Annotated in this window: 20 protein-coding genes, 2 tRNA genes and 3 rRNA genes; 14 read left to right on the forward strand and 11 right to left on the reverse strand. The window is 40.7% G+C overall.

Going from position 1 to position 26,188, the window contains the following annotated elements; genetic code table 11:
- The first annotated feature begins 46 nt into the window (after positions 1-46).
- The 3 genes from MOMA_RS06140 (at position 47) to MOMA_RS06150 (ending at position 2,855) form a co-directional block, all read left to right on the forward strand.
- On the forward strand, positions 47-1,384 hold the full coding sequence (locus MOMA_RS06140; RefSeq protein WP_009501615.1) for a hypothetical protein: 1,338 nt from the start codon (positions 47-49) through the stop codon (positions 1,382-1,384).
- A 138-nt stretch (positions 1,385-1,522) separates the two neighbouring features.
- On the forward strand, positions 1,523-2,059 hold the full coding sequence (locus MOMA_RS06145) for a GTP-binding protein (protein ID WP_009501616.1): 537 nt from the start codon (positions 1,523-1,525) through the stop codon (positions 2,057-2,059).
- A 118-nt stretch (positions 2,060-2,177) separates the two neighbouring features.
- Entirely contained in the window at positions 2,178-2,855 is a 678-nt protein-coding gene (locus MOMA_RS06150) for a hypothetical protein (RefSeq protein WP_009501617.1), read from the forward strand.
- Positions 2,856-2,961: 106 nt separating this feature from the next.
- Here MOMA_RS06150 and MOMA_RS06155 read toward each other — a convergent pair whose 3' ends face one another.
- The 9 genes from MOMA_RS06155 to ccoG all read right to left on the reverse strand — a co-directional run bounded on the left by MOMA_RS06155 (position 2,962) and on the right by ccoG (position 13,575).
- Positions 2,962-3,729 (reverse strand): segregation and condensation protein A, encoded by a 768-nt coding sequence (locus MOMA_RS06155; protein ID WP_009501618.1) that lies wholly within the window; start codon positions 3,727-3,729, stop codon positions 2,962-2,964.
- A 39-nt stretch (positions 3,730-3,768) separates the two neighbouring features.
- Positions 3,769-4,821: a tryptophan--tRNA ligase gene (trpS, locus tag MOMA_RS06160; RefSeq protein ID WP_009501619.1), complete on the reverse strand. Its 1,053-nt coding sequence runs from the start codon at positions 4,819-4,821 to the stop codon at positions 3,769-3,771.
- Positions 4,822-4,965: 144 nt separating this feature from the next.
- Complete coding sequence (locus MOMA_RS06165; RefSeq protein WP_009501620.1) at positions 4,966-6,771, reverse strand: monovalent cation:proton antiporter-2 (CPA2) family protein; 1,806 nt, start codon at positions 6,769-6,771, stop codon at positions 4,966-4,968.
- 95 nt (positions 6,772-6,866) lie between these two features.
- On the reverse strand, positions 6,867-7,583 hold the full coding sequence (locus MOMA_RS06170; protein ID WP_009501621.1) for a hypothetical protein: 717 nt from the start codon (positions 7,581-7,583) through the stop codon (positions 6,867-6,869).
- A 113-nt stretch (positions 7,584-7,696) separates the two neighbouring features.
- Positions 7,697-9,949 (reverse strand): primosomal protein N', encoded by a 2,253-nt coding sequence (locus MOMA_RS06175; RefSeq protein WP_009501622.1) that lies wholly within the window; start codon positions 9,947-9,949, stop codon positions 7,697-7,699.
- A 78-nt stretch (positions 9,950-10,027) separates the two neighbouring features.
- Positions 10,028-10,306 (reverse strand): hypothetical protein, encoded by a 279-nt coding sequence (locus MOMA_RS06180; protein ID WP_009501623.1) that lies wholly within the window; start codon positions 10,304-10,306, stop codon positions 10,028-10,030.
- Positions 10,307-10,371: 65 nt separating this feature from the next.
- Positions 10,372-11,499 carry a histidinol-phosphate transaminase gene (hisC, locus tag MOMA_RS06185; protein WP_009501624.1) on the reverse strand — a complete coding sequence of 376 codons (1,128 nt, stop codon included), beginning with the start codon at positions 11,497-11,499 and terminating at the stop codon, positions 10,372-10,374.
- A gap of 24 nt (positions 11,500-11,523) precedes the next feature.
- Entirely contained in the window at positions 11,524-12,072 is a 549-nt protein-coding gene (locus MOMA_RS06190; RefSeq protein ID WP_009501625.1) for a FixH family protein, read from the reverse strand.
- 123 nt (positions 12,073-12,195) lie between these two features.
- Positions 12,196-13,575 (reverse strand): cytochrome c oxidase accessory protein CcoG, encoded by a 1,380-nt coding sequence (gene ccoG, locus MOMA_RS06195; RefSeq protein ID WP_040625266.1) that lies wholly within the window; start codon positions 13,573-13,575, stop codon positions 12,196-12,198.
- A 746-nt stretch (positions 13,576-14,321) separates the two neighbouring features.
- Between ccoG and MOMA_RS06200 the strand changes: the two genes are divergently transcribed.
- From MOMA_RS06200 to gloB, 9 genes are all read left to right on the forward strand, one after another.
- Positions 14,322-15,852, forward strand: a 16S ribosomal RNA gene (locus MOMA_RS06200).
- 99 nt (positions 15,853-15,951) lie between these two features.
- Positions 15,952-16,028 (forward strand) — tRNA-Ile (locus MOMA_RS06205).
- Positions 16,029-16,040: 12 nt separating this feature from the next.
- Positions 16,041-16,116, forward strand: a tRNA-Ala gene (locus tag MOMA_RS06210).
- Between the two features lie 413 nt (positions 16,117-16,529).
- Positions 16,530-19,382: ribosomal RNA gene (locus MOMA_RS06215) — 23S ribosomal RNA — on the forward strand.
- Between the two features lie 148 nt (positions 19,383-19,530).
- Positions 19,531-19,644, forward strand: a 5S ribosomal RNA gene (rrf, locus tag MOMA_RS06220).
- Together the 16S, 23S and 5S rRNA genes with 2 tRNA genes alongside form the textbook arrangement of a ribosomal RNA operon.
- A 178-nt stretch (positions 19,645-19,822) precedes the next feature.
- The gene (cysT, locus tag MOMA_RS06225; protein ID WP_040625267.1) at positions 19,823-20,686 is read left to right on the forward strand and encodes a sulfate ABC transporter permease subunit CysT; all 864 of its coding nucleotides are present in this window, start codon (positions 19,823-19,825) and stop codon (positions 20,684-20,686) included.
- Positions 20,650-21,543 (forward strand): sulfate ABC transporter permease subunit CysW, encoded by an 894-nt coding sequence (gene cysW, locus MOMA_RS06230; protein ID WP_051012741.1) that lies wholly within the window; start codon positions 20,650-20,652, stop codon positions 21,541-21,543. Before cysT ends, cysW begins: the two co-directional genes overlap by 37 nt.
- A 71-nt stretch (positions 21,544-21,614) precedes the next feature.
- Positions 21,615-22,355: a sulfate/molybdate ABC transporter ATP-binding protein gene (locus MOMA_RS06235; RefSeq protein ID WP_009501630.1), complete on the forward strand. Its 741-nt coding sequence runs from the start codon at positions 21,615-21,617 to the stop codon at positions 22,353-22,355.
- A 76-nt stretch (positions 22,356-22,431) separates the two neighbouring features.
- Positions 22,432-23,247: a hydroxyacylglutathione hydrolase gene (gene gloB, locus MOMA_RS06240; protein ID WP_009501632.1), complete on the forward strand. Its 816-nt coding sequence runs from the start codon at positions 22,432-22,434 to the stop codon at positions 23,245-23,247.
- A 74-nt stretch (positions 23,248-23,321) separates the two neighbouring features.
- On the opposite strand, the gene MOMA_RS06245 is transcribed toward gloB, so the two are convergent.
- Together MOMA_RS06245 and MOMA_RS06250 are read right to left on the reverse strand one after the other, a co-directional pair.
- Positions 23,322-24,176, reverse strand: a complete 855-nt coding sequence (locus MOMA_RS06245; protein WP_009501633.1) for an SPFH domain-containing protein — start codon at positions 24,174-24,176, stop codon at positions 23,322-23,324.
- Positions 24,177-24,257: 81 nt separating this feature from the next.
- Positions 24,258-24,668, reverse strand: coding sequence for an NfeD family protein (locus MOMA_RS06250; RefSeq protein WP_227498096.1), 411 nt, complete (start codon positions 24,666-24,668; stop codon positions 24,258-24,260).
- Between the two features lie 7 nt (positions 24,669-24,675).
- Here MOMA_RS06250 and MOMA_RS09880 point away from each other — a divergent pair, with 7 nt between their 5' ends.
- Both MOMA_RS09880 and yejB read left to right on the forward strand, forming a co-directional pair.
- Entirely contained in the window at positions 24,676-24,927 is a 252-nt protein-coding gene (locus tag MOMA_RS09880) for a hypothetical protein (RefSeq protein ID WP_202593261.1), read from the forward strand.
- Positions 24,928-25,105: 178 nt separating this feature from the next.
- A complete protein-coding gene (gene yejB, locus MOMA_RS06260; RefSeq protein WP_009501638.1) occupies positions 25,106-26,155 on the forward strand; it encodes a microcin C ABC transporter permease YejB in 1,050 nt (349 codons plus the stop codon).
- Positions 26,156-26,188: the final 33 nt, after the last annotated feature.

The raw sequence follows: 26,188 nt of genomic DNA on the forward strand, positions 1-26,188 counted from the left end.
TTTGATATGAATTTGATTGTTTATGGGTTGTTTATGGGGAGTAAAAATGCCAAATACGCCAAGTTTATTGTTGATTGGGTTTACCGAAACCAATGCCAATGTTATTCAAATTTTTTTGGAAATGACGTTTAAAAACATTCAGGTTAATCGGATTATCCGTAACTTGGGGCAAACCACATTTGAGTTGCCAACCTTGAGTGATAAAGAGCAACAAAGCGATGTTTTTATCATTGATTTTGAGGGCGTGGGGCTTGATTTGGTTGACAACAAACCGCCAAAAAAGTTAAAAAGTTATACCAATAACAAGCCGATTTTGTTTATCACGCGTCAAAACGAGATTTTGCTTGATACATTTGCCAACTATGAATTTTTGACCATACCTTACACGCGTCAGCAAATGACAGATTGTATCAAAGTTATGCTTGATTTGCCAAAATTTGCACCAACAAATCACGACATTAATAACGATAGCGCAAATATAAAAAACGTAAAAAACGTAAAAAATGCGTTAAATATATTGCCAAAAAACCCAAACAAAGCAGTGCAAGATTTGATCAACGAATCGTTTGCAGGGACAAAAATTGCCAATTCTCGCTCATTCACAAACTCCAATTTATCAACAACTCAAAAATCACCAAACCTTAATAATAGCCTAAGCAAAACAAGTGGCAATGTCGATGAAATTAATCAAGTATTTGCACTGTTGTCGGATATTTTCACTGATATCGCTGAACGCCCATTGTTTAGTTTTGCTAAAAAATTGCAGTCGCTTACCGAATTTAGCAGAGTAACGATTAACGGCTATCAGATGTATATCAATCCGATTGACAAAAGTGTGATTAGCGATAATTTAGAGCGTATTGGCGATGGTTTTGTCGTGGGGATTGGTTTAAAAGAAGAAAATTTGCTGTTTCAAGTGCTAGATATCAATCATTTTCGGCAAAGAACAGCCAATTTACTGGAGCTGGGGGCAAAGCAATACAGTCTAACTCAGGTGATTTGGTTTATTGGATTAGAGCTTATGCAAGTGCGTCGCAATAATTATGGCGAAAGTCATTGCTTGCAAATTCAAGCAACATTTATGCCAAATTTTGCAGGTATCAATTTTGTGCCAAATTATGTTGTGCCCTTGATCGCAAGCTGTTTGGGGCGTCCGCGTACATTGTTGGATTTTAACACATTATTTCCACAACTAACCAATGCACAAGTTAACCAAGTGTTGTTATTGCTTATTATGTCAAATGCGGTAAATAATGAAGTTTTGCTAAACAGTTACAATAAATCTACGCAAAATACTTCACAAAATTTGGTTAAAGCAGTTGACAATCCGATCAATACAGGCATTCAAAAAGCCAATAAAACAGGATTTTGGCCAGATTGTTAAACCGTTTGGGCGTGGCATAAAATTGATTGCTTGCTAAATTGTTCTTAAAACGATATTATGAATGCAATATACATTTTTTTTTGCTAAAACTAAATTGCTAAAACTAAAATTGCTAAAAACTAAAATTAGAGTAAATCCATGTTAACATCACAAACTGATATTTATAAAATTATTTTTGCAGGACCTGTTGGAGCAGGCAAAACCCAAGCGATTAAATCCTTGTCTGATAAAGAAGTGGTTACTACCGAAGAAAGTGCCAGTGATGACGTCAAATTGATGAAAAAAACCACCACAGTGGCAATGGATTATGGCATTATGAAATTACCAACCGGTGAACAGGTGCGATTGTACGGCACACCTGGGCAAAAACGTTTTGATTTTATGTGGGAAATTTTAAGCGAAAATGCGTTGGGTTTGGTGCTATTAATCAATGCCGAAAATCCTGATCCTGTGCAAGATATGAAAGATTATATGGCAAGTTTTTTGCCCTTAATTCATAGCAGTGCGTTGATTGTTGGTATTACTCATGCGCAAAATATGCCGTGGGATTTACACCAAAGGCTGTCTGATGAATTGATAAAAATGAACATTCCGGCCAATGTGATGGTGGTTGATGCCAGAGATAAAGCCCAAATGGCACAGTTAATTAGCGTGTTGGTTTATGCAATTTTGTGATGTTTTGCCAAACTGACTAATAAATTCACTACCTTTTATCGTAACAAACTTTTTATTTTGCGAAAATTACGCTAAAATTAGCCAATTTTTTATAAATCAAACAAAAAAGGACAACTTTATGGCAACGATCAACGAACCGATTGTTAATCATGTGATTTTAACCCCTGATGGTGTGTTGCATGGTTTTTCACAAGTGAATCCATCGGAACAACAACTTGCTTTGCAAGCCATGCTCTCACCTGAACAAACGATGACTGCTCATGAATGGAGCGAGCGTTATAGCGAAACCTGGCTTGATATGTTTATTGAAGAAGGGTGGGTGGAGGTTGTGGATAAAGCCATTGTTGCTCCACGCGTTCAGTTAGATGATTTTTTGCGTTATGTGTCAGCGAGTTTGTCCAGTTCGCGCCGTGTGGCAATTGGTTCCGATGAGGGTTTTTGTTTGGCAAAAATGGGCTTTACGCAACAAGAAGCCGATACATTGTGTGTGGCGGCGGCTGATTTTTTTGGCTTTTTACAACGTCAACAACAACGCGGTTGGGCGATTCATGGTCAAGCGGTGTCATTTTTCTCAACCATTGACATGCTAATGCCAAACACAAGTTTTATTTTTCTGTGGATTAACAACCAAGGCTACTGGCTGATTATTGAAGATGAACCGCTGTTAAATAACCGTGCGTTTGTTGAGTTGGTTTGGGGTATTAAAGCCACAGGCGAGCGGTTTGAGTTGCGTGCTGAACGTGCTTTGCAAGAAGAGCAAGGGCGCGAACAGGCAGAAAGCGAAGCTCAAAAATAAGCCAATATACCAAATCTTTAACCTTTAATCTTTTAAATTAACCAACTCTTAAATTTACGGTTTAAGGGTTTGGCTATGCTGTTATGACGAGGTTATGACGATGCTGTTAGGCAGTCCAAATTAATGTCAAGTCATTGATGTTGGTTGCATTATCGCGTATCAGTGCAAAATCAATCAACTTTTGTTTGGCAAGTTCAAGGATAGCGACAAAACTCACCACCACGCCAAGCCGTCCTTGTGATTTGTCTAAAATCTCCCCAAACTCACTTTTGCCACGGCTTGCCAAAATCTGACTGATGTTTGCCATACGTTCAGCAAGCGGAATTATATCTGCTTTGATATGGTGCATTTGATAGTCTGGTTTAATTTGCATGTTAATTAAACTGTTGGTTAATAACACAACAGGGTAAGATGGGCTTTTGGTAAGGTTTTCATCTGGTAGACTGGCAAATGCCAAAAATACATCGCGCTCCAAACGGATAAGCATGTCAATTTTTTTGCTGACTGCTTTAATTTGGGCGTACTCTTCTAAGCGGCGGATAAGTTGCTTAGTGGGATTTTTTTCGTCATCGGCCAGCTTTGGTGTTGGCAACAGTAGGCTGCTTTTGATGTTGATCAGCGTGCTTGTCATTAACAAATAATCACCTGCCAACTCAAAATACTGTTCGTCTAATTCGTTGATATAACTCAAATATTGTTCAGTAATTGGCAAAATTGCAGTTGTTGTAATGTCAAAATTGTTCTTTTTGACAAGGTATAATAAAAAATCCAAAGGCCCTTCAAATTGCTCAAGCCAAACAGCAAACGCTTCTGGCGGAATGTATAAATCGTCAGGAAGCGATTGGACTGGTGTGGTGAAAATACGAACTTGCATGCTTGGTACTGTTATTTGGTGATTGTTTTTATTTCATGATTATTTTAATTTTGCCAATGGTTTAATTCCCACGGCTTTTCGTATTTTTGCTAAGCGTTTGCGACTTTCATAGCGAGCTTTATTAGCGCCAAATTGTAAAATTTCTTCCATTTCTTTGGGGTTTGCCATAAGATCGGCATAACGTTTGCGAAATGGGGCAATTTCATCATTGATTTTGTTAAATAAAATTTCTTTAGCTTCGCCCCAGCCAATGCCTGTTGCAAAACGTGTGCGAAACTTAGCAATTTCATTTGGAGTGGCAAAGGCTTTATAAATCTCAAAAATCGTACTGTCGTCTGGGTTTTTTGGTTCTTCTGGCAATTGAGAATTGGTTACAATGCGCATAATTGCTTTTTTTAGGGCTTTTTCGCCATCGATATTTGGATCTTCGCCAAATAACGGAATGGTATTGTGGTATGATTTACTCATTTTACGCCCATCAAGCCCTGTCAATAAAGGCGTATCGTCATCAATCATTGCATTTGGCAACACAAATAGCGGATTGTCTTTTGTGCAGTATTTAAAATTAAACGTACCTGCGATATCACGTGCCATTTCAATGTGCTGAATTTGATCTTTGCCAACTGGGACGTGCGTGGCGTTAAACATCAAAATATCTGCAGCCATGAGAACCGGATAACCAAACAATCCCATCGAAATGCCAAAATCTGGATCAAGCCCTGGCGTGGTATTGTTAATATCAACTTGGGCTTTGTAGGCGTGGGCTCGATTCATCAAGCCCTTGGCACAATTACAGTTTAACACCCAAGCAAGCTCTAAAATTTCAGTAATATCGGATTGACGATAAAAAGTTACACGTTCAGGATCAAGTCCGCAAGCAAGCCATGTGGCTGTAATGGCTTTGGTGCTGTTATGTACCGCGACTGGATCTTGGCATTTGATAAGGGCATGCAAGTCTGCCAAAAAGAAAAAAGCCTCATCGTCATTATTTTGGATTGATTGAATAGCAGGGCGGATTGCTCCGACATAATTACCCAAATGTGCAATGCCCGAGGTAGTAATGCCTGTTAAAATGCGTTTTTTTTCGCTCATACAAGTCTCTTTTGTGGTAAATTCAATTAACGTATTGACAATAAATAGGTGGATTATACCAATTTTTTGCTGATTTATCGATATTTGATTGTTTGTTGATAACGATTTATTATAAAAAGTTTATAATCTGTTTAATATTTTTGCTTAATGTTGTTCTTTTTGGGCTTCATCAACATCGCTGTCAAACAGTCTTTCTAACTCACGGCTTGCAGATAGGGCGGATTCTATGAGTTTGGCTTCGTTGTCATAAATTGCTTGTTGGCATGCCAATAATTCTTCATCATATTTGCGAAAAGTTTCAATGCTGTTTGAGGCTTGTGCATCGGAAAAACCCAATATATTAAGCGAGGTTTTTGCCATGTCAAGCGAGGACAAAAATGTTTCGCGCCAAATGTATTGCACACCAATTTCACGCAAGCGATAATAGTATTGGCGGTCGGTGGCTCTTGCCAAAATGGTGATGTGTGGGTATTGTCGCAAAATATACTGGGCGGTACTAAGGGCAAGTTCAAGATCGTCAAAAGCAATGACAAATAATTTGGCTTTACCAATGCCTGATGTGCGTAAAATTTCGGGGTTTTGTGGGTTGCCATAATACACTTGATTGCCAAATTTTCGCACAAAATCAACACGGTGGGCTGATTTTTCAATGGCGGTAAATTCAATGTTGTGCATGCTTAACACGCGTCCAACGATTTGTCCAAAACGTCCAAAGCCTGCGATAATCACGCGGTGGTTGTTGTTGGGAATTTGGTCAAATTCACGAATTGGCAATTGTTTGGCAAATTTTGGTTCTAATATTTTCTCAAGTAGTAAAAATGCAAACGGCGTTAAAGCCATAGATATGGTAACAATTAAGTTTAAGGCGGTGTGATGTGGCGTGGTTAATAAGTTTTGAGCGTAGGCTTCGCTAAACAACACAAATGCAAATTCACCGCCTTGAGCCAAAGTTAAACCCAAACGCGTACTGTTGGCGGTGGTTTTTTTTAAAAATTTTGCCAAAACGCTTAAGATAAAAAATTTTACCAACATTAAACCAATTGCACTGCCAATAATAAATAACGGCTGTGCGATCAATAATTTAACATCGGTTAACATGCCAACCGACATAAAAAACAAACCGAGCAACAAACCTTTAAACGGTTCAATGCTGGCCTCCAGTTCATGACGATATTCTGAATCAGCAAGCAAAACCCCTGTCAAAAACGCCCCCAATGCCATAGACAAGCCAATTGATTCCATCAATACCGACACGCCAAACACGATAAACAATGCCACCGCAGTCAACAATTCATTGGCACCGCTGGCATCAATAAATTTAAAAAACGGACGCACCACATAGCGACTGGCGAGGATTAAGCCTGCAAAAACACCACCGATTTTGGCAAAATACACCCAGTCATAAGTTTGTGCTTGTACGCCTGACAAAAACGGCAACATAGCAAGCAGTGGAATGACGGCGATGTCTTGAAATAATAAAATGGTAAATGCTTGCTGTCCGTGGGTGCTGGATAATTGTTGTTTTTCGGTTAATAGTTGTAACACAAAGGCTGTAGATGACAAGGACAAACCAAAACCTATGACAAAACTTGTGGACAAACCAAGACCAAAAATTTGCCAAACCAGCATCATTAACGCAAGCCCTGTTAACAAAACTTGCAAACCGCCCAATACAAAAATTGCATGACGCAACGCCCATAACCGCGATGGTTGTAACTCAAGGCCAATGATAAACAACAACAAAACCACGCCAAATTCAGAAAAATGCAACAGGGTTGTTGCATCATTTTCCACCGCAAACCCACTTGGACCTAGCATTAAACCGAGTAATAAATAACCCATAACGGTTGCTATGCCAAAACGTTTTAGCAGTGGGATAAATATCACCGCCACGCCTAAAAATAGGGTGGCTTTAAGCATTAAATTATCCGTCAAAGACACTAAAAGCATTGGAGCAATTCCCTTTTATATGGTTTTGTTAACAATATGGACTAAATGGGCTAACGATTGTTTAGGTTAATTTAAATTTGTTCAATTCGTTTAAATTAATGTTTAACAAAAACCTTCCAAAGATCATTATTGGCAATTGGGTTTTGGTAGGCATCGTTGCGTTTTTTTCTCGGCGTTTGTCGACTGTCAACCAATTTAAAACCGGGCAAGGCGTGAATGATAAGTCCAGTTCGGTAAAAGCGTAACCGCTGTGGATCAAGCATTTCACCATGTGCATCGCGACAAAACACATAGGCACGTAAGTCAATAAATTCACGATGGGCGACCAACCTGGCATTGGGGTTTTGATTAAAAACTTGCTCCATTGCCAAAATTTCAGCATCTTTAAATTCGCCACATTTGTTGAGCAATGCACCCACCGAACCAAAATTTTTTGACTCTTTGGCATACGTTTTGGCTAAATGTAGTTTTTGCACCCAATATACAAATTGTGGAATTTCAAGACTGGCAGGCAGTGGCAGATAGTCAGGGGGCAAATAGGCGGACGGATAAAAAGATTTTGCTCGTTCAATAAAATTTTGCCATTCAGCTTGATATTGTTGAACCTCGGCCAAGTTGCCTGTGTAGATTGGCATGTCTTGCACTTGTTTTAAAATTGGTGGTGGAAAACGGCTGCTTTTAAATTGGGCAATATCCGCTTGCAGTGTAGACAATAGAACTTTTGTCTGCTTTTTGGCAGATTTTTCGTCCAAAGTTTGTTGATTTTCACCAATAAGTGGCGGAATGGTTAGCGGTGCAGAGCGGTGAGACATAGTATTCTTCTGTATCCTGTCAAGTTTTTGCCAGTTTAACATAAATAGCCTAAGTAATAAAGAGCAAGAATCTTATGCACTAATGTTATGCACTAATGTTACAATTTGTAAAGTTAGCCCCACCCACTGGGATCGATGTCTAAGGTGATTTTGATGTATTTTGCTGATGGCAATGTTAATACTTGTTCCCACCATACATTGAGCAAGTGATGTAAACTTGATCGTTGTGGGCTTAATAGCAACAATTGAGAATGATAACGGCTATTTTTTTTTGTCATCGGTGCATCAATAACGCCCATCACCGCCAAACCCATTTGGATTAATGTTGGTTGATCGGGTAATAATTGTTTGGCATCATTTAATAATTTATGATTTTTTTCTAAAGAATTGCTTTCTGTTCGCACCAAACAGGCAAACCTTATCGGTGGCAAACCAAGCAGTCTACGCGTGCTTAACAGTTGCCTGGCCAATGCCTCGTAGCCATCGCGCACAAGCAACAACAAATCAGGATTATCAGGCTGTAATGTTTGGATTAACACACGTCCTTGCTTATCTGCCCGCCCTGCCCGCCCTGCCACTTGGGTGATAAGTTGGGCGGTGTGTTCAGGCGAACGAAAATCCGCGGACAAAAATCCCCTATCAGCATTTGGCATTGCCACCAAAGTTACATTGGGAAAATGATGTCCTTTGGCTATCATCTGTGTGCCAACCAAAATTGCTTTTGGGTTGTCTGCGATTTGTTGGTAAATTTTTTGCCAACTGTCCTTGCGTCTTGTGGTATCGCGGTCAATTTGAATGATCGGTATGTCGGTAAAAATCTTACCAAGCCCTTCTGTAAGCCGTGCCGTTCCCATACCAACAGGGTCAATATTGCCACTACCACAGTCAGGGCAAGTTTTTGGTATGGGGTTTTGCCAATCACAATGATGACATTTTAACAAGGCAATGGGTGATAAATGTACGGTCAAATGGGCATCGCACCGCGGACAATCCGCTTGCCAACCGCACGCATCGCACAATAAAATCGGAGCATAGCCGCGACGATTAAGAAAAACCAACACTTGTTCGTTTTTATCCAAGGTTTTTTGCATAGCGTTAATCAGATTTTTTGCCAAACCGTGAGTGCGTTTTTGTTGCCGAGCATCAATGAGTTGAATGGGAGCGGATTTGGCATTGCCCGCTCGTTTGGTTAAACGCAGTTCGGTTAATTTACCCAAATTCACCAGTTGCAAACTTTCAAGCGACGGCGTTGCTGTACCAAGTATGACAGGAATTTTTGTCATTGCCCCACGGTATAACGCCACATTGCCTGCATGATAACGCAAGGTGTCTTGTTGTTTGTAGGATTGGTCATGACTTTCATCAACGATAATCAAACCTAAGTTGACAAATGGATAAAAAATCGACGAGCGAGTGCCAATGACAATTTGGGCTTGTCCTGTGCGACACGCTTGCCAACCGTGTAGGCGTACTTTATCGGTCAAATCCGAGTGCAACATCAGTACATTGGCTTTAAAACGTTCAGAAAACCTGGCCAATGTTTGTGGGGTTAAACCAATTTCAGGGACGAGAATTAGCACCTGTTTGCCTTGTTGCAAAATCGGTTGCATGACTTGCAAATACACCTCGGTTTTGCCAGAACCTGTAACGCCGTTTAACAAAAACCCTTGATAAATCTGATCGTTAAAGGCTTGTACAACTTTATCAAGTGCAAATTTTTGTTCATCATTTAATGTTAAATTGGCTTGTTTTAGTTCAACTGGCGGCGGTGGGGTTAATTTTGGCAAAGCGGTAAAGGATTCAATCAATCCTTTTTGGGCGAATTTTTTTAAAAAATGTTTTTTTACCCCTTGCTCCAGCAGCTTGCTTTCTAAAATTTGAGTGGTTTGATTGGCTAAGTCAAATTGACAATGCTGTTCAATGAGTGCAAATTGCTCACGCTCTTTGGTTGCTTTGGCGGAAAAATCATGATCATTTTTTTGGCGTAATAGGCGCCAAAAAGTCTCATCTTGTTCAAGCGGACTGCCTTGTCGCACTAAAGTTGGCAAAATCACTCCAAACACATCACCAATTGGATAATGGTAATACCGCGCGAGCCAATGGGCAAGTTGTAACAAATTTTCGTCAATAATTGCTTGATTATCAAGCACTTCGATGATAGGTTTGAGTTTGTTTTGTGCAATATTGCTGTGTTTTAGATGGGCAACAACAATACCAATCAACTTTTGTCGACCAAAAGGCACGCACACGCGACTGCCAATTTTTGGGAAGTTTTTTGTGTTTTGCAAATCATCAGGGATCAGATAATCAAACACGCGGTATAGTGGCGTGGGTAGGGCGACTTGAATAAGCATAAGTTCTTGCATGATAAATTCTTACATGATAAATTTTTGCGTGATAAGTTTTGTATGATAAATTTTGTATGATAAATTTTGTATGATAAGTTATTGCAACCATTCATGAAGTTGCACGCGTCCATCTAACGCCGTGTTGATATCTCCACTGTTGATTTTTGTGGCATGATCAAACGCATCATTGTTAAACGGATTAAACAAAGGTTGTATGTCATAAAATACAATATGTGTATCAATAATTGATAATAATTTTTCACCAATCAACTTAGAAAAATTTAACAAATCTTGTTCATTGCTAAATCGATACGTCAAAATTTGACCGGTTTCAACCTGCTGACATTTTAAATAATATTGTAAAACAGCACTCATTTTTTGATAACTTCCAAGCAAAGACACTTCCAAGCAAAGGTAACTTCCAAGCAAATGTTCATGAATTAAGGGTTGTTAAGAATTTCTTGTAGTGCATTGATTAAACGTTGATTTTGTGCTTGTGTGCCAACGGTAATGCGCAAATAATCTGTGATTTTTGCTGAATCAAAATGACGCGTAATCACGCCTTGGTTGCGTAATCTTTCAAACAATTGTTTGGTTTCACCGCAGTAGCTTGGCGGTTTGGCAAACACAAAATTAGCCTGTGATGGCAATACATGAAAACCAAGCATCATCAGATTTTTTACCAAGTCTTGACGCAGTGCAATCACCTGCTTGCAACAATCTTGAAAATAAGCATGGTCTTGTAGGCTTGCTGTTGCGCCGACTTGTGCCAAACGATCAAGCGGATAACTGTTAAAACTATTTTTGTAACGGTTTAACGCTTCAATGAGCGAAGGATTAGCAAACGCCATGCCAACTCGAAGCCCCGCCAATGAACGCGATTTTGAAAAAGTTTGGCTAACGATTAAATTGTCAAATTCATGTATTAAACCTATTGCTGAGCTTGGATTTTCGGCAAAATCAATGTAGGCTTCATCTACAACCACCACGCTATTTTGATTATTTTTTAATAACTGTTTAATTTTTTCTAAACTTAATAAAATTCCCGTTGGGGCATTTGGATTGGCAAAAATAATGCCACTGTTTGGTTGATTATAATCGTTGATATCAAGGCTAAAGTCTTGTTTTAACGCAATTTTTTGTAAATTTACCCCAAACGTATTGGCGTATACAGGATAAAAACTATAACCGATATCAGGCGTCAAAATAGGCAGATTTTTGACAAAAAAACACGCAAAAATATGTGCCAATACTTCATCAGAACCATTGCCAACAAAAATTTGGTTTTTGTCTAACTGGTAAACATCGGCCAAAGTTTCTCGCAATGCGTCAGATTCAGGAGCTGGGTATAAGCGTAAATCATTGGCTTGGTTGCTAAGAGCTTGGGTAATTGCTTCGACGACTTTTGGTGATGGTGCAAAGGGATTTTCATTGGTGTTGAGTTTGCACAGATCGGCGTGTTTGGGCTGTTCGCCGGGTGTGTATGGATTTAGGTTTTTTACCACATTGCTCCATAAGCGGCTGTTAATTTGGTGATTGTTAATTTGGTTTTGGTCAAAATTGGACATGGTTATTCCTTTTTTGGTTTTGATTTATGGGTTGTCAAACGATGTCAATGGCTTAAAGTCAATTTTTTTATCAGTTGGCAAAATGTGCGTGCTGCGCAATCGCCATGAATTTTCAGGGTTATGCACGATAATGTAATATTTTCCTGCATCGGGATCAAAATCCACCATTCCGCTAAACTTGCCATTTGCTAAGTGTTTTAAAGTAAGATCGCGATCTTTTTGCACTTGGGTTGCGTGAGAAATTTCTATTTTTAACTCATCAGGGATATGAAAGTCTTGTGTTGGTGCATGTAGTTGAAAATTAACATGATTTTGTTGAATATCCATCACGCCATTTAAGCCCAAATCATGGGCAAGTTTGTCTTTAGACACGTCGGCGTACAAAGTTTTTCCGTCCATATACCAGTCATCACGCACCACGCTGTCCTTGATTTGCACCGAATAAATGATAAAAAAGATACAAGCAATCACCACAAACACAGGCAAACCAATCACAAAAATCCAAACCATGTAATTTTTATACCAAAGTTTTGAAATGGGCTGTGTGGCATTTTTAGTTGTGGTTTTGTTCATCATCGTGGCTCAATCTTAAAAAACAAAAAGTTAAAAAACAAAAGGTTATTAGTTATTATAGCAAAAAATGTTAAACTGATACCAATAAGTACCAGTTTATTTTTGGTAAGGTTTAAAAGGCTTTTATTTAGCCTTAATAAACACATTTTCTTTTGTGGCTTTATATTGACCATTGTCATCAACGCTAATAACCTGCAACTGAATTGGGGTTTTGTTTTGTGTGATAACATTTGGATCGCCAATAACACTCACAGGCATGTCGTAACTTTCACCTGCTTCTAGCGGAATGGTTTTAAAACGACTGTCCAGTGTTAAACCTTTTTGTGGTATAAGGCTAATTGCATATTCATGCGAATGTTGGGTTTTGTTGGTAATTTTGACAATATAGGTATTTTCCACCATGCCTTGAGCGGTTATAGATGACAATTGACCACGATCGCGCCGAATATCCAGCTGTAGTGGCACGCGTCCCCATAAGGTATAAATCGACCCACCAAACAACACAATCAGCACAAACATATAAGCAAATAAACGTGGACGCAGTAATTTGCTTGTTTGATTTTCTTCTAATTGTCTTTCGGTAGAATATCGAATCAAACCGCGTGGCAAATTTACTTTATCCATAATTTCGTTGCATGCATCAATACACGCTGCACATTGAATGCACTCTACTTGTAAGCCATCGCGAATATCAATCCCAGTTGGACAGACTTGCACACACATAAAACAATTGACACAATCCCCTAAATCAGGATTTTCTTTGCCTTTTTTTCTTGCACCGCGTGGTTCACCGCGTTTGTAATCGTATGAGACAATCAAGGTATCTTTGTCAAACATAACGCTTTGGAAGCGGCCATATGGACAAATATGAGTACACATATGTTCACGCATATACCCTGCGTTAATAAAAGTTGAAACGGCGAAAATAAACAAAGAAACCCAAGTTAACGTTGACCAATTTAAAAAATCGCCATATAAATAATCTGTGCCAACTGCATAACTGGTAAATGTTAACGCTGTTATGATTGACATTAATGCCCAAATCACATACACAATACTGCGTTTGATAATTTTTTCAGTATTTAAAGGTGCTTTATCCAGTTTAAATTGTTTGTTACGATCGCCGATCACAAGTTTTTCGGTATATTGAAACATATGAGTCCAAATTGTTTGTGGGCACGCATAACCACACCACACCCGTCCTGCATACACGGTTATAAAAAACAATAAAAACGCAGCAATGATAAAGAAAAACGCAAAAAAGAACATATCTTGAGGCAAAAATGTCATTCCAAAAATATAAATGCGTTGCCCTGTAAAATCAAACCAAATTGCCTGATGCCCATCGTAGCGTAGCCATGGCAATGCCAAAAACAACGCCAATAAAAAATACATACTTACCAAACGAATATTTTGATAAAATCCAGTTACAAAGCGCGGATGCACACGTTTTTTGGTCGCATCTATCTGATGTACGGGAATTTTATAATCCGAACTTGACATATAAGCCCCCATGAAAAATAAGCTAACGCATCATTTAGTCAATTTAGTGTAACAAAATGACTTGCTGGCAAAACTACTTTTATTATACGCTTATAAACCATTAAAAGCCAATAAAACTCAAAAAAGCAAAAGAAACAAAAAATTTGAAAATAAATCCCCCTAAAAAACAAACACTTACACAAAAAACCCCAAAAACCCCAAAAAACCCCTTGACCTATCCAAAAACTTCTATATAATACGCACCCACTTAAGCAACAAAGCTTATCTTATTCTTATTAACTTAAGCAACAAAGTTAAGTTAAGCAACAAAGCTTAAACAAATAATTTTTTTAAATAAAAACAACTTAATTAAAACAACTTACTTAATCTTAATTAAAAGTTTTTTTAATCAAAAGTTTTTTAATCAAAAGTTTTTTAATCAAAAGTTTTTTTAATCAAAAGTTTTTAATTAAAAAAAGCATAAAAAATAAAAAACAGCTTGACAATAAAAATAAAGCTGATAAAATATGCAACTCTTAACAGACGATGTTAAGAACAAAACTAAATAACAAATTAAAATAAAAAACAACTTGTGTAGATTTTCTACTGGCACAAATAAATATATAAAACAAAAAACTTTTTATATTCTTTTGTACAGAAGAAAACTTTCGTAAGTTTATTTGAGCAAACAGTATAAAAAGAGCCTGAGTTTGACTAATAACATAATAATAAAATATTATGCAAAAATCAACTCTAAATAAAAGATTAAACTGAAGAGTTTGATCATGGCTCAGATTGAACGCTGGCGGCAGGCTTAACACATGCAAGTCGAACGATGATTATCCAGCTTGCTGGATAAGATTAGTGGCGAACGGGTGAGTAACATTTAGGAATCTGCCTCATAATGGGGGATAGCTTGGGGAAACCCAAATTAATACCGCATACGTCCTACGGGAGAAAGATGGCGCAAGCTGTCGTTATGAGATGAGCCTAAACCAGATTAGCTAGTTGGTGGGGTAAAAGCCTACCAAGGCGACGATCTGTAGCTGGTCTGAGAGGATGATCAGCCACACTGGGACTGAGACACGGCCCAGACTCCTACGGGAGGCAGCAGTGGGGAATATTGGACAATGGGGGAAACCCTGATCCAGCCATGCCGCGTGTGTGAAGAAGGCCTTTTGGTTGTAAAGCACTTTAAGTGGGGAGGAACAATTATCAATTAATACCTGATAATCTTGACGTTACCCACAGAATAAGCACCGGCTAACTCTGTGCCAGCAGCCGCGGTAATACAGAGGGTGCGAGCGTTAATCGGAATTACTGGGCGTAAAGCGAGCGTAGGTGGCTAATTAAGTCACATGTGAAATCCCTGGGCTTAACCTAGGAACTGCATGTGATACTGGTTGGCTAGAGTAGATGAGAGGGGGGTAGAATTCCAGGTGTAGCGGTGAAATGCGTAGAGATCTGGAGGAATACCGATGGCGAAGGCAGCCCCCTGGCACCATACTGACACTGAGGTTCGAAAGCGTGGGTAGCAAACAGGATTAGATACCCTGGTAGTCCACGCCGTAAACGATGTCTACTAGCCGTTGGGTGTCTTGAACACTTAGTGGCGCAGTTAACGCGATAAGTAGACCGCCTGGGGAGTACGGCCGCAAGGTTAAAACTCAAATGAATTGACGGGGGCCCGCACAAGCGGTGGAGCATGTGGTTTAATTCGATGCAACGCGAAGAACCTTACCTGGTCTTGACATATCTAGAATCTTGCAGAGATGCGAGAGTGCCTTCGGGAATTAGAATACAGGTGCTGCATGGCTGTCGTCAGCTCGTGTCGTGAGATGTTGGGTTAAGTCCCGCAACGAGCGCAACCCTTTTCCTTACTTGCCAGCGGGTCATGCCGGGAACTTTAAGGATACTGCCAGTGACAAACTGGAGGAAGGTGGGGACGACGTCAAGTCATCATGGCCCTTACGACCAGGGCTACACACGTGCTACAATGGTAGGTACAGAGGGTTGCTACACAGCGATGTGATGCCAATCTCAAAAAGCCTATCGTAGTCCGGATTGGAGTCTGCAACTCGACTCCATGAAGTCGGAATCGCTAGTAATCGCGGATCAGAAAGCCGCGGTGAATACGTTCCCGGGCCTTGTACACACCGCCCGTCACACCATGGGAGTTGATTGCACCAGAAGTAGTTAGCCTAACGCAAGAGGGCGATTACCACGGTGTGGTCGATGACTGGGGTGAAGTCGTAACAAGGTAGCCGTAGGGGAACCTGTGGCTGGATCACCTCCTTAAAACAGTGGTAGTAGAGAATCTACAGCAAGTTGTTTTTTATTGAGTAAGCAGCTAATAAAGTTAAAAAGCCAAAAGCATTGCCTTTTTAACAGCTTTTAGGGTCTATAGCTCAGTTGGTTAGAGCACTGCCTTGATAAGGCAGGGGTCATAAGTTCAAGTCTTATTAGACCCACCAGCTTTTAATAGCGGGGTTATAGCTCAGTTGGTAGAGCGCCTGCCTTGCACGCAGGAGGTCAGGAGTTCGACTCTCCTTAACTCCACCAGTTTATTAACTAACAAGTAAACTTATATTAATAGAAAAAGTAATTATAGCAAACAAACAAGTACAACAAACAAACGATTGCTGATTTACTGATTGCTTTATTCTATTAAGTATAATAGAACTGTCCCTGATGAAGTGACAGACAATTCAATAACAACATAGAGAAATGAGTCTGGGTTAATTATTTAATTCCAACAAATAATTAACCTTTACCACCACACAATCTGTTGACAGCACAATCTGTTGACAAAACTGTATGGTGGTATAAAGTAAAGAGAACTGAAATACCATCACAAAACACCGTGATGGTAAAAATCAAGCGTAAACCAGGTATTAAAATCGTTACAATTACCGATACAGCTCATACATGAAGTATGTCATTAAATATGACACAAAGCATGCTTAAGGTTGTATGGTCAAGTAATTAAGTGCACATGGTGGATGCCTTGGCAGTCAGAGGCGATGAAAGACGTGACAGCCTGCGAAAAGCGTCGGGGAGGTGGCAATATCCTGTGATCCGGCGATATCTGAATGGGGAAACCCACTTATCATAAGATAGGTATCGTAATTTATTACGAGGCAAACCGGGAGAAGTGAAACATCTCAGTACCCCGAGGAAAAGACATCAATAGAGATTCCCTTAGTAGCGGCGAGCGAACGGGGAGGAGCCGACTGATTTAAATGTAGAAGAACAACTTGGAAAGGTTGACCGTAGAAGGTGATAGTCCTGTATTTTAAACATTTAAAAAAGCATATTAAGTAGTGCGGGACACGTGAAATCCTGTATGAAGATGGGGGGACCATCCTCCAAGGCTAAATACTCCTGACTGACCGATAGTGAACCAGTACCGTGAGGGAAAGGCGAAAAGAACCCCTGTGAGGGGAGTGAAATAGAACCTGAAACCGTGTGCATACAAGCAGTCGGAGCCCACTTGTTGGGTGACGGCGTACCTTTTGTATAATGGGTCAGCGACTTATATTCTGTAGCAAGGTTAACCGTTTAGGGGAGCCGTAGGGAAACCGAGTCTTAATAGGGCGTCTAGTTGCAGGGTATAGACCCGAAACCGAGTGATCTATCCATGAGCAGGTTGAAAATGCCGTAACAGGCATCGGAGGACCGAACCCACTGTCGTTGAAAAGCCAGGGGATGACTTGTGGATAGGGGTGAAAGGCTAATCAAACTCGGTGATAGCTGGTTCTCCCCGAAAGCTATTTAGGTAGCGCCTCGGACGAATACCATTGGGGGTAGAGCACTGTTTCGGCTAGGGGGTCACACCGACTTACCAAACCGATGCAAACTCCGAATACCGATGAGTACTATCCGGGAGACAGACAGCGGGTGCTAACGTCCGTTGTCAAGAGGGAAACAACCCAGACCGCCAGCTAAGGCCCCAAATTCCTAGTTAAGTGGGAAACGATGTGGGAAGGCACAGACAGCTAGGAGGTTGGCTTAGAAGCAGCCACCCTTTAAAGAAAGCGTAATAGCTCACTAGTCGAGTCGGCCTGCGCGGAAGATGTAACGGGGCTCAAACTAGGAGCCGAAGCTGCGGATTTAATTGTTTCAATTAAGTGGTAGGGGAGCGTTGTGTAAGTCTGTGAAGGTGTGTTGTAAAGCATGCTGGAGGTATCACAAGAGCGAATGCTGACGTGAGTAACGACAAAACGGGTGAAAAGCCCGTTCGCCAAAAGACCAAGGGTTCCAGTCCAACGTTAATCGGGGCTGGGTGAGTCGACCCCTAAGGCGAGGCCGAAAGGCGTAGTCGATGGGAAATTGGTTAATATTCCAATACTTGTTTATGATGCGATGGAGGGACGGAGAAGGTTATGTCAGCCTGGCGTTGGTTGTCCAGGTGAAAGGTTGTAGGTAGGCTAAGTAGGCAAATCCGCTTGGCTATTACTGAGAGCTGACAGCAAGCCAATTTATTGGCGAAGTGGCAAATACCCTGCTTCCAGGAAAAGCTTCTAAGCACAATCATAAACAAATCGTACCCGAAACCGACACAGGTGGTCAGGTAGAGAATACTAAGGCGCTTGAGAGAACTCTGCTGAAGGAACTAGGCAAAATGGTACCGTAACTTCGGGAGAAGGTACGCTGCTGATGGTGATAAGACTTGCTCTTTGAGCTGTTGGCAGTCGCAGATACCAGGCCGCTGCAACTGTTTATTAAAAACACAGCACTCTGCAAACACGAAAGTGGACGTATAGGGTGTGATGCCTGCCCGGTGCTGGAAGGTTAATTGATGTGGTTAGCGCAAGCGAAGCTATTGATCGAAGCCCCAGTAAACGGCGGCCGTAACTATAACGGTCCTAAGGTAGCGAAATTCCTTGTCGGGTAAGTTCCGACCTGCACGAATGGCATAATGATGGCGGCGCTGTCTCCAGCAGAGACTCAGTGAAATCGAAATCGCAGTGAAGATGCTGTGTACCCGCGGCTAGACGGAAAGACCCCGTGAACCTTTACTACAGCTTTACATTGAACTTTGACCTAACTTGTGTAGGATAGGTGGGAGGCTTTGAAGCAGATACGCCAGTATTTGTGGAGCCAACCTTGAAATACCACCCTGGTTATGTTGGGGTTCTAACTTAGAATTAACAAATTCAAGGACAATGTATGGTGGGTAGTTTGACTGGGGCGGTCTCCTCCTAAAGAGTAACGGAGGAGTACGAAGGTGCGCTCAGGACGGTCGGAAATCGTCCAAAGAGTATAAAGGCAAAAGCGCGCTTAACTGCGAGACCCACAAGTCGAGCAGGTACGAAAGTAGGTCTTAGTGATCCGGTGGTTCTGTATGGAAGGGCCATCGCTCAACGGATAAAAGGTACTCTGGGGATAACAGGCTGATACCGCCCAAGAGTTCATATCGACGGCGGTGTTTGGCACCTCGATGTCGGCTCATCTCATCCTGGGGCTGAAGCAGGTCCCAAGGGTATGGCTGTTCGCCATTTAAAGAGGTACGCGAGCTGGGTTTAGAACGTCGTGAGACAGTTCGGTCCCTATCTACCGTGGGCGTTGGAAATTTGAGAGGATCTGCTCCTAGTACGAGAGGACCAGAGTGGACGAACCTCTGGTGTTTCGGTTGTCACGCCAGTGGCATTGCCGAGTAGCTATGTTCGGATGGGATAACCGCTGAAAGCATCTAAGCGGGAAGCCCACCTTAAGATAAGATTTCCCCAAAGAGCCGTTGTAGACTACGACGTTGATAGGTTGGGTGTGGAAGTGTAGTGATACATGTAGCTAACCAATACTAATTGCTCGTTTGGCTTGACCATACAACGCTTAAGTGTGTTTATGGGTTAACGATTAAATACCAAAACCTTGATTGAAAACCTTGATTGGTTGGTTCTTTTTACAAAGATAAAGACAGAACCTAAGTTAACTAAAAAACTTAACTTAGCTTCATTTCTCTATACCCTTTTTGCTGACGATTATAGCTTGTTGGTACCACCTGATCCCTTCTCGAACTCAGAAGTGAAACAACAATACGCCGATGGTAGTGTGGTTTTCCCATGTGAGAGTAGGTAATCGTCAGCTTCCTATTTAAACCCCTGTTGCTGTTTGAGTGATGGGGGTTTTGGTTTTTGGTTTTGGGTATATTCTTAGGGTGAATAAGTATAGGATATAAAACTATTTTTTAGCATATTAAAAAATGGGTTACAATACTGAAAATTTATTTTTTATTGTAACATTGTTGTATCACAAGGATTATTGCATGGCAACCGTCAATTCTTTGCTAAGTTTATCCAAAAATACAAAACGCCATATTATGCCCTTTTTTAATCTAAGCCTTGGCATCAGTGTGTTTGCGTTGTCGCTTTTGGTGTTTTTACCTTTTGTGGCACTTGTGTTTACCGCAAGTGATTTGGGTATGACTGGGTTTTGGCAGGTGATTAATGAAGCACGCGTAAAACACGCCATTTATTTGACCTTAAAAACATCACTGTTGGCAACGGTAACCAATTTGGTATTTGGTACTTTGATTGCGTGGGTGTTGGTACGCTATGAGTTTTGGGGAAGATCGCTTGTAAATGCCTTGGTGGATTTGCCTTTTGCTTTGCCAACTGCGGTAATGGGAATTTCGTTGGCTACTTTGTATGCTCCAAATGGTTTGATAGGGCAATGGTTTATGCTGTTTGGTGTTCGCATTGCATTTACGCCGATTGGGATTTGGCTTGCGTTAATTGTGGTAAGTTTGCCGTTTGTTATCCGATCGGTGCAACCTGTCTTAGCCGAAATGTCAGTGGAGTACGAGGAAGCCAGTGCGGTTTTGGGAGCAAATCGCTTGACGACTTTTGGTAAAGTGGTGCTGCCAGAGCTGTATCCATCTTTACTTATGGGTGGTGGCATGATGTTTGCGCGGGCGATGGGTGAATATGGCTCGGTGATTTTTATTGCAGGCAACCTGCCAATGAAATCTGAAATTTTACCGCTTATCATCATTGGCAAATTAGACAGCTATGATGTGGCGGGTGCATCGGCAGTGGCTTTATTTATGTTATTGATTTCATTTATTATTTTATTTGTGATTAATGCATTGCAATGGTTATTTACCAAACGCATGGGAGGGGTGTTGTGATTGGTGGGCATGGTTATCACTATCAGACACAGGTGGCAACAAAAGAACCGACGTGGGTGCGTTATGTGCTGATTGTTGTGGCGGTTGGTTTTATGTTTGTTATGCTTGTCATTCCTTTGCTTGCAGTGTTTTATGAAGCGTTAAAATCAGGTTGGCAGTTATATCTTGCGTCTTTAACAGAAAGCGAGGCTTTGCATGCTATTAAACTTACGCTGATTACTGCATTTATTGTTGTGCCAATTAATGCTGTGATTGGTGTTGCTGTGGCATGGCTTTTGACTCGGTTTGAATTTAAAGGCAAGCAGATTGTAACAACGTTGCTTGACATTCCCTTTTCGGTGTCGCCTGTGGTTGCAGGGCTGATGTTTGTGGTATTGCTTGGGCAAAATTCGTGGCTTGGTGGTTGGCTTCAATATTTTGGTGTTCAGGTGATTTTTGCCCTTCCGGGGATAGTGATTGCCACGATGTTTGTAACTTTTCCTTTTGTGGTTCGTGAGATTATGCCTCTTATGCAATCGCAAGGAGCAAGTGAAGAGCAGGCGGCTTTGACACTTGGAGCAAGTGGTTGGCAGATGTTTTATCGGATAACTTTACCTAATATTAAATGGGCATTGCTTTATGGTATGATTTTAACCAATGCTCGTGCGATGGGTGAATTTGGGGCGGTGTCAGTGGTGTCAGGGCATATCCGCGGACAGACGAATACCATGCCTTTGCTTGTAGAAATTGCTTATAACGAATACAATTTTACCGCAGCTTTTGCGTTGTCAAGTTTATTGGCATCGCTTGCGTTAATCACCTTGTTGTTACAACAATTTTTAAGTTATCAACAGCGTAAAAAGCAATTGGCAATGTAAAAAATTTATTTTTATTAAATAATAATTTTAAAAATATTTAATTAAATGAATGGGTTAGATGGGGTTATTAGATGAGTATTGAAATTCGTGATGTTACCAAACGATTTGGCAATTTTACCGCCTTACAGCCTCTTAATTTAACCGTTGCGACAGGAAAGTTAACCGCACTGCTTGGGCCGTCAGGGTGTGGCAAAACCACGTTATTGCGCATTGTTGCAGGGCTTGAATGTGCTGATACTGGGCGGGTTTTGTTTGATGGTGTAGATGTAACCGACACGCCTGTGCAAAAGCGTCATATCGGTTTTATGTTTCAGCATTACGCTTTGTTTCGGCATATGAACGTGTTTGATAATGTGGCGTTTGGTCTTCGTGTTATGCCAAAACATAAACGTCCAAACAAAGATGAAATTGACAAAAAGGTCAATCACTTGCTGGAGCTTGTGCAATTGGCTCATATGATAAAAAAATATCCGCACCAACTTTCAGGTGGACAACGCCAACGCATTGCCTTGGCTCGATCTTTGGCGATAGAACCAAAACTGTTATTGCTTGATGAGCCTTTTGGCGCTTTGGATGCCAAGGTGCGCAAAGAGCTTAGAGCGTGGTTAAAATCCATGCATCAAAAACTTGGCGTAACGAGCATACTGGTTACGCACGATCAAGAAGAAGCGGTAGAACTTGCCGATGAAATTGTGGTGATGAATCACGGACAAATTGAGCAGGTTGGTGATTATAAAACCTTAAAAAATAGCCCAAAAAGTCATTTTGTGGCAAGTTTTTTACAAGATGGTTATGACAAGATAGACCGATAGATTTTGTTTTCATGATTGAACGTGTTAAAATAAGTGTTTCGTACGATAATTTTGCCGACAAATGTTAAGGAATATTATGCTGGATATCACACCGATCGCTGCTTTTGATACGAATTATATTTGGTTGTTGATTAATCGCGATAAGCAAGAAGCGATTGCTATTGATACAGGTGATGCAACCGTTGTGCAGAATTTTTTACAACAAAATCAAATAAAACTACAAGCAATTTGGATAACGCATCACCATCATGATCATACTGGTGGTGTGTTGCAATTGGTAAAACAAAACCCTGATGTGCAGATTTTTGCTCATAAAAATCATGGACTAACGGATAAAATTGCTCAAAAAAATTTAACCTTGATTGATGAAAATATTCCGATAACCGCTTGGGAATATGCGGTAAAAGTTTGGCAAACCTTTGGGCATACCGACAGCCATTTGAGTTTTTTATTGCAAGTTGGTAATAAGCAAGTTGGTAATAAAATACATGTTTTTTGTGGTGATACATTGTTTGCAGCAGGCTGTGGGCGTGTGTTTACAGGCACGATTGAACAGTTGTTTGCCAGTTTTCAGCGCTTTAATGCGTTAGCGACAGACACGTTATTTTATCCTGCGCACGAATATACGCTACAAAATCTTGAATTTGCCAACTTTATTTTACCAAATGATAACAATATCAAGCAAGCCCTGAAAAATTATGCACAACTACAAAAAATCAACAAGCCAACTTTACCCACAACTTTAGCAAATGAACGCCAAATTAATGTATTCTTGCAAGCACTTAACCCATCTGATGACTTAAGTTTGGCGGTGCAACAAAAAACCAACATCAGCGACAACCAACCGCTCACCATTTTTGCAGCATTAAGAAAATTAAAAAATAATTTTTAATCAAAACTCAATGGAATATTAGCGGTGAGTTGTTTTTTAAAAGTAAAAATTTACCACGTCAATGTGTTTATAAATTAAACTTTAAATTTATCTCCTGCTAATCCCTTAATGGTGCTTAAAATATCCGCGGGCAATACCACCATTTTGGAATTATTAGAGCTTGCCAAATCGTTCATCGCTTTGATGTATTGTTCGCCAAGCAAATATACCGCGGGCATTTCTTTGCCATCTAGGGCTTGGCTGATTAGGCGAATCGAGGCTTCCGAACCGCGTGCCAGTACCACTTGTGCTCTAGCATCGCGGCGCGAGGCTTCCAGTCGCCCATCGGCTTCCAAAATCGCGGCCTGTTTTTGCCCATCGGCGCGCGTAACAATGGCGCGGCGCTGGCGCTCGGCGGCGGCTTGTTCTTCCATCGCCAGTTGCATGGTGGGCGAGGGCTTGATGTCTTGAATTTCAACGGTTTTGAGCGTAATGCCCCAATCGGCAATCTCGGCGCTAATGGCTTGTTTGAGCTGCGCTTTGATTTGGTCGCGGCTAGACAGCGCGTTGTCCAAATCCATCTCGCCCACAATGGAACGCAAAGAAGTTTGCACCAGCGTGCGAATGCCTTGCTCATAATTTTCAATGCCATAAACCGCCTTTTCAGGCTGCACAATGTTGATGTAAGCGACAGCGTTAGCGATGATAACGACGTTATCGCGCGTGATGACTTCTTGACTCGGGATATCCAGCACGATGTCTTTTGTTGTAATTTTGTAAGCGACGGAATCCACAAATGGAATAATCAAGCTAAGACCGGGTTCTAGCGTGGTGTGATATTTGCCCAGCCTTTGCACAATCCATTTGCTGCCTTGCGGCACAAGGCGCACGCCTTTCATTAAGATGATAAGGGCAAAAACGATTAAAATGATTGATAAACTAAGTCCCATGGTTGCTCCTAAGTAAACTGATGTTGTTGTTTTGTAATAACAGTGTAACTAAAATGTAATTAAAGTTTAATTAAAGCGTAACTAAAGTTTTGTAACCAATAATTCATTGCCTAAAATATTGCTAACCAACACTCTGTCGCCCATGGTCAAAAGTTCGTTTTGCGCGCGGCACGCCCATTCGGTAGCGCCTGCTTTAGGGGTGCTAAAGCGCACAAGCCCCGCTGCATCAGGTGTTGGCGGCACGACAATCATACCAACATCACCAATAATAACGCCCGCGCCAAGCCCCGATTTGGTGCGCGTTTTGATTTTGGGATTGATAAACACAAACCACAGCGCGCACAAAGCGGCGGATAAAATCAGCCACAACACCACCAGCGACAAATAGCCATCAAAAGTGGCAGGCATCAAGTAAAAAATGACAGCGGTCAAAATGCTCGCCACGCCCAGCCACAACAGAAAAAAACTCGGCAGCAGAATTTCGGCGCTCATCAAAACAATGCCTAGCGCTAACCAATGCCACGGTTCTAAAAATAGCGTCATTTTGCCTCCTTATTGTGTGTCTTTTATTTTTCTATTTTTGCCCTTATTGTTGCACAACAAAACGGCAAAACCAAATGGCAAACTGTTAACAATTGTGATAGGTTTTGTGGCAAATTTGCACCAAATTTATACCAAACGCACTGTTGCTAAATTGTATTTGCCAAATTATGTTGCCAAATGTGCTATAATGACGGATTATTTGCTTTGATGGTTGCTTATGACTGACACTTTAACTGATAATGTTTTGTCCGCTTGTCCAAAGTGTGCTGAAAATTTTACTTATGATGCGGTCATGTATTCTTACAAGCACTCAATCGCTCACCATTTTTGCAACATTAAGGGAATTAAAAAAATAATTTTTAATCAAAACTCAATGGAAGATTAGCATGGCTAAATATATTTTAAAGCGAATTTTATTGATTATTCCGACTTTGTTATTGATATTATTAACCAATTTTGCCCTTATTCAATCCGCTCCCGGTGGGCCTGTGGAGCAGAAAATTGCCCAAATCGAACACGAACAAAAGCAAAGCAAAATAGACACGCAAGTGATTACCCAAAATTATCAAGGCAGTCGCGGTTTATCACCGGATATGGTGGAAGCGATTAAAAAACAATACGGTTTTGACAAATCCGCCCCTGAACGGTTTTGGCTTATGCTAAAAAATTATGCCACGCTTGATTTTGGTGAGTCGTTTTTTAAAGGCAAAAAAGTTACCACGTTAATTGTGGAAAAAATGCCTGTTTCCATTTCGCTTGGACTTTGGAGTACCTTGCTGATTTATATCATTGCCATTCCGCTTGGTATTTATAAGGCGGTTTATCACAATTCTTTTTTTGATAAAAGCACGGCTTTTTTGTTGGCGGTGGGTTATGCTGTGCCTGTGTTTATTTTGGCAATTTTGTTGTTGGTATTGTTGGCAGGCGGTAGTTATTGGCAAATATTTCCGTTGCAAGGATTGGTGTCGGAAAATTTTGCTGAATTGTCTATGACGGCTAAAGTGAAAGATTATTTTTGGCATTTGGCATTGCCCTTAATTGCAAGCAGTATTGGTGGATTTGCAGGGCTTGCGTATTTAACCAAATTTAGCTTTATGGAAGAGTTGAGCAAACAGTATGTTTTAACTGCACGAGCCAAAGGTTTGCCTGAAAAAAAAGTACTCTACGGTCATGTGTTTAAAAATGCAATGCTGATTATTATTGCAGGCATTCCGTCTGCAGTGGTGGGGATATTTTTTACCGGTAATTTTTTGATAGAGATTATTTTTAACCTAGATGGGCTTGGACGCTTGGGTTTTGAGGCAACACAGCAGCGTGATTATCCAGTTATTTTTGGCACGTTGTTTATATTTACGCTTGTTGGATTGATATTGCAATTAATGAGTGATATTAGCTATCAGTTTGTTGATCCGCGCATTGATTTTGAAAGTCGTTAGATTATGAAAGGATACTGTTGTATGAATTTAGCA

The organism is Moraxella macacae 0408225 (genome assembly GCF_000320365.1).
Classification (GTDB): Bacteria; Pseudomonadota; Gammaproteobacteria; order Pseudomonadales; family Moraxellaceae; genus Faucicola; species Faucicola macacae.

Coding starts and splice junctions, on each gene's coding strand:
- MOMA_RS06140 (WP_009501615.1), top strand. CDS start 47: ATGCCAAATACGCCAAGTTTATTGTTGATTGGGTTTACCGAAACCAAT.
- MOMA_RS06145 (WP_009501616.1), top strand. CDS start 1,523: ATGTTAACATCACAAACTGATATTTATAAAATTATTTTTGCAGGACCT.
- MOMA_RS06150 (WP_009501617.1), top strand. CDS start 2,178: ATGGCAACGATCAACGAACCGATTGTTAATCATGTGATTTTAACCCCT.
- MOMA_RS06155 (WP_009501618.1), bottom strand. CDS start 3,729: ATGCAAGTTCGTATTTTCACCACACCAGTCCAATCGCTTCCTGACGAT.
- trpS (WP_009501619.1), bottom strand. CDS start 4,821: ATGAGCGAAAAAAAACGCATTTTAACAGGCATTACTACCTCGGGCATT.
- MOMA_RS06165 (WP_009501620.1), bottom strand. CDS start 6,771: ATGCTTTTAGTGTCTTTGACGGATAATTTAATGCTTAAAGCCACCCTA.
- MOMA_RS06170 (WP_009501621.1), bottom strand. CDS start 7,583: ATGTCTCACCGCTCTGCACCGCTAACCATTCCGCCACTTATTGGTGAA.
- MOMA_RS06175 (WP_009501622.1), bottom strand. CDS start 9,949: ATGCAAGAACTTATGCTTATTCAAGTCGCCCTACCCACGCCACTATAC.
- MOMA_RS06180 (WP_009501623.1), bottom strand. CDS start 10,306: ATGAGTGCTGTTTTACAATATTATTTAAAATGTCAGCAGGTTGAAACC.
- hisC (WP_009501624.1), bottom strand. CDS start 11,499: ATGTCCAATTTTGACCAAAACCAAATTAACAATCACCAAATTAACAGC.
- MOMA_RS06190 (WP_009501625.1), bottom strand. CDS start 12,072: ATGAACAAAACCACAACTAAAAATGCCACACAGCCCATTTCAAAACTT.
- ccoG (WP_040625266.1), bottom strand. CDS start 13,575: ATGTCAAGTTCGGATTATAAAATTCCCGTACATCAGATAGATGCGACC.
- cysT (WP_040625267.1), top strand. CDS start 19,823: ATGGCAACCGTCAATTCTTTGCTAAGTTTATCCAAAAATACAAAACGC.
- cysW (WP_051012741.1), top strand. CDS start 20,650: ATGGTTATTTACCAAACGCATGGGAGGGGTGTTGTGATTGGTGGGCAT.
- MOMA_RS06235 (WP_009501630.1), top strand. CDS start 21,615: ATGAGTATTGAAATTCGTGATGTTACCAAACGATTTGGCAATTTTACC.
- gloB (WP_009501632.1), top strand. CDS start 22,432: ATGCTGGATATCACACCGATCGCTGCTTTTGATACGAATTATATTTGG.
- MOMA_RS06245 (WP_009501633.1), bottom strand. CDS start 24,176: ATGGGACTTAGTTTATCAATCATTTTAATCGTTTTTGCCCTTATCATC.
- MOMA_RS06250 (WP_227498096.1), bottom strand. CDS start 24,668: ATGAGCGCCGAAATTCTGCTGCCGAGTTTTTTTCTGTTGTGGCTGGGC.
- MOMA_RS09880 (WP_202593261.1), top strand. CDS start 24,676: ATGCCTAGCGCTAACCAATGCCACGGTTCTAAAAATAGCGTCATTTTG.
- yejB (WP_009501638.1), top strand. CDS start 25,106: ATGGCTAAATATATTTTAAAGCGAATTTTATTGATTATTCCGACTTTG.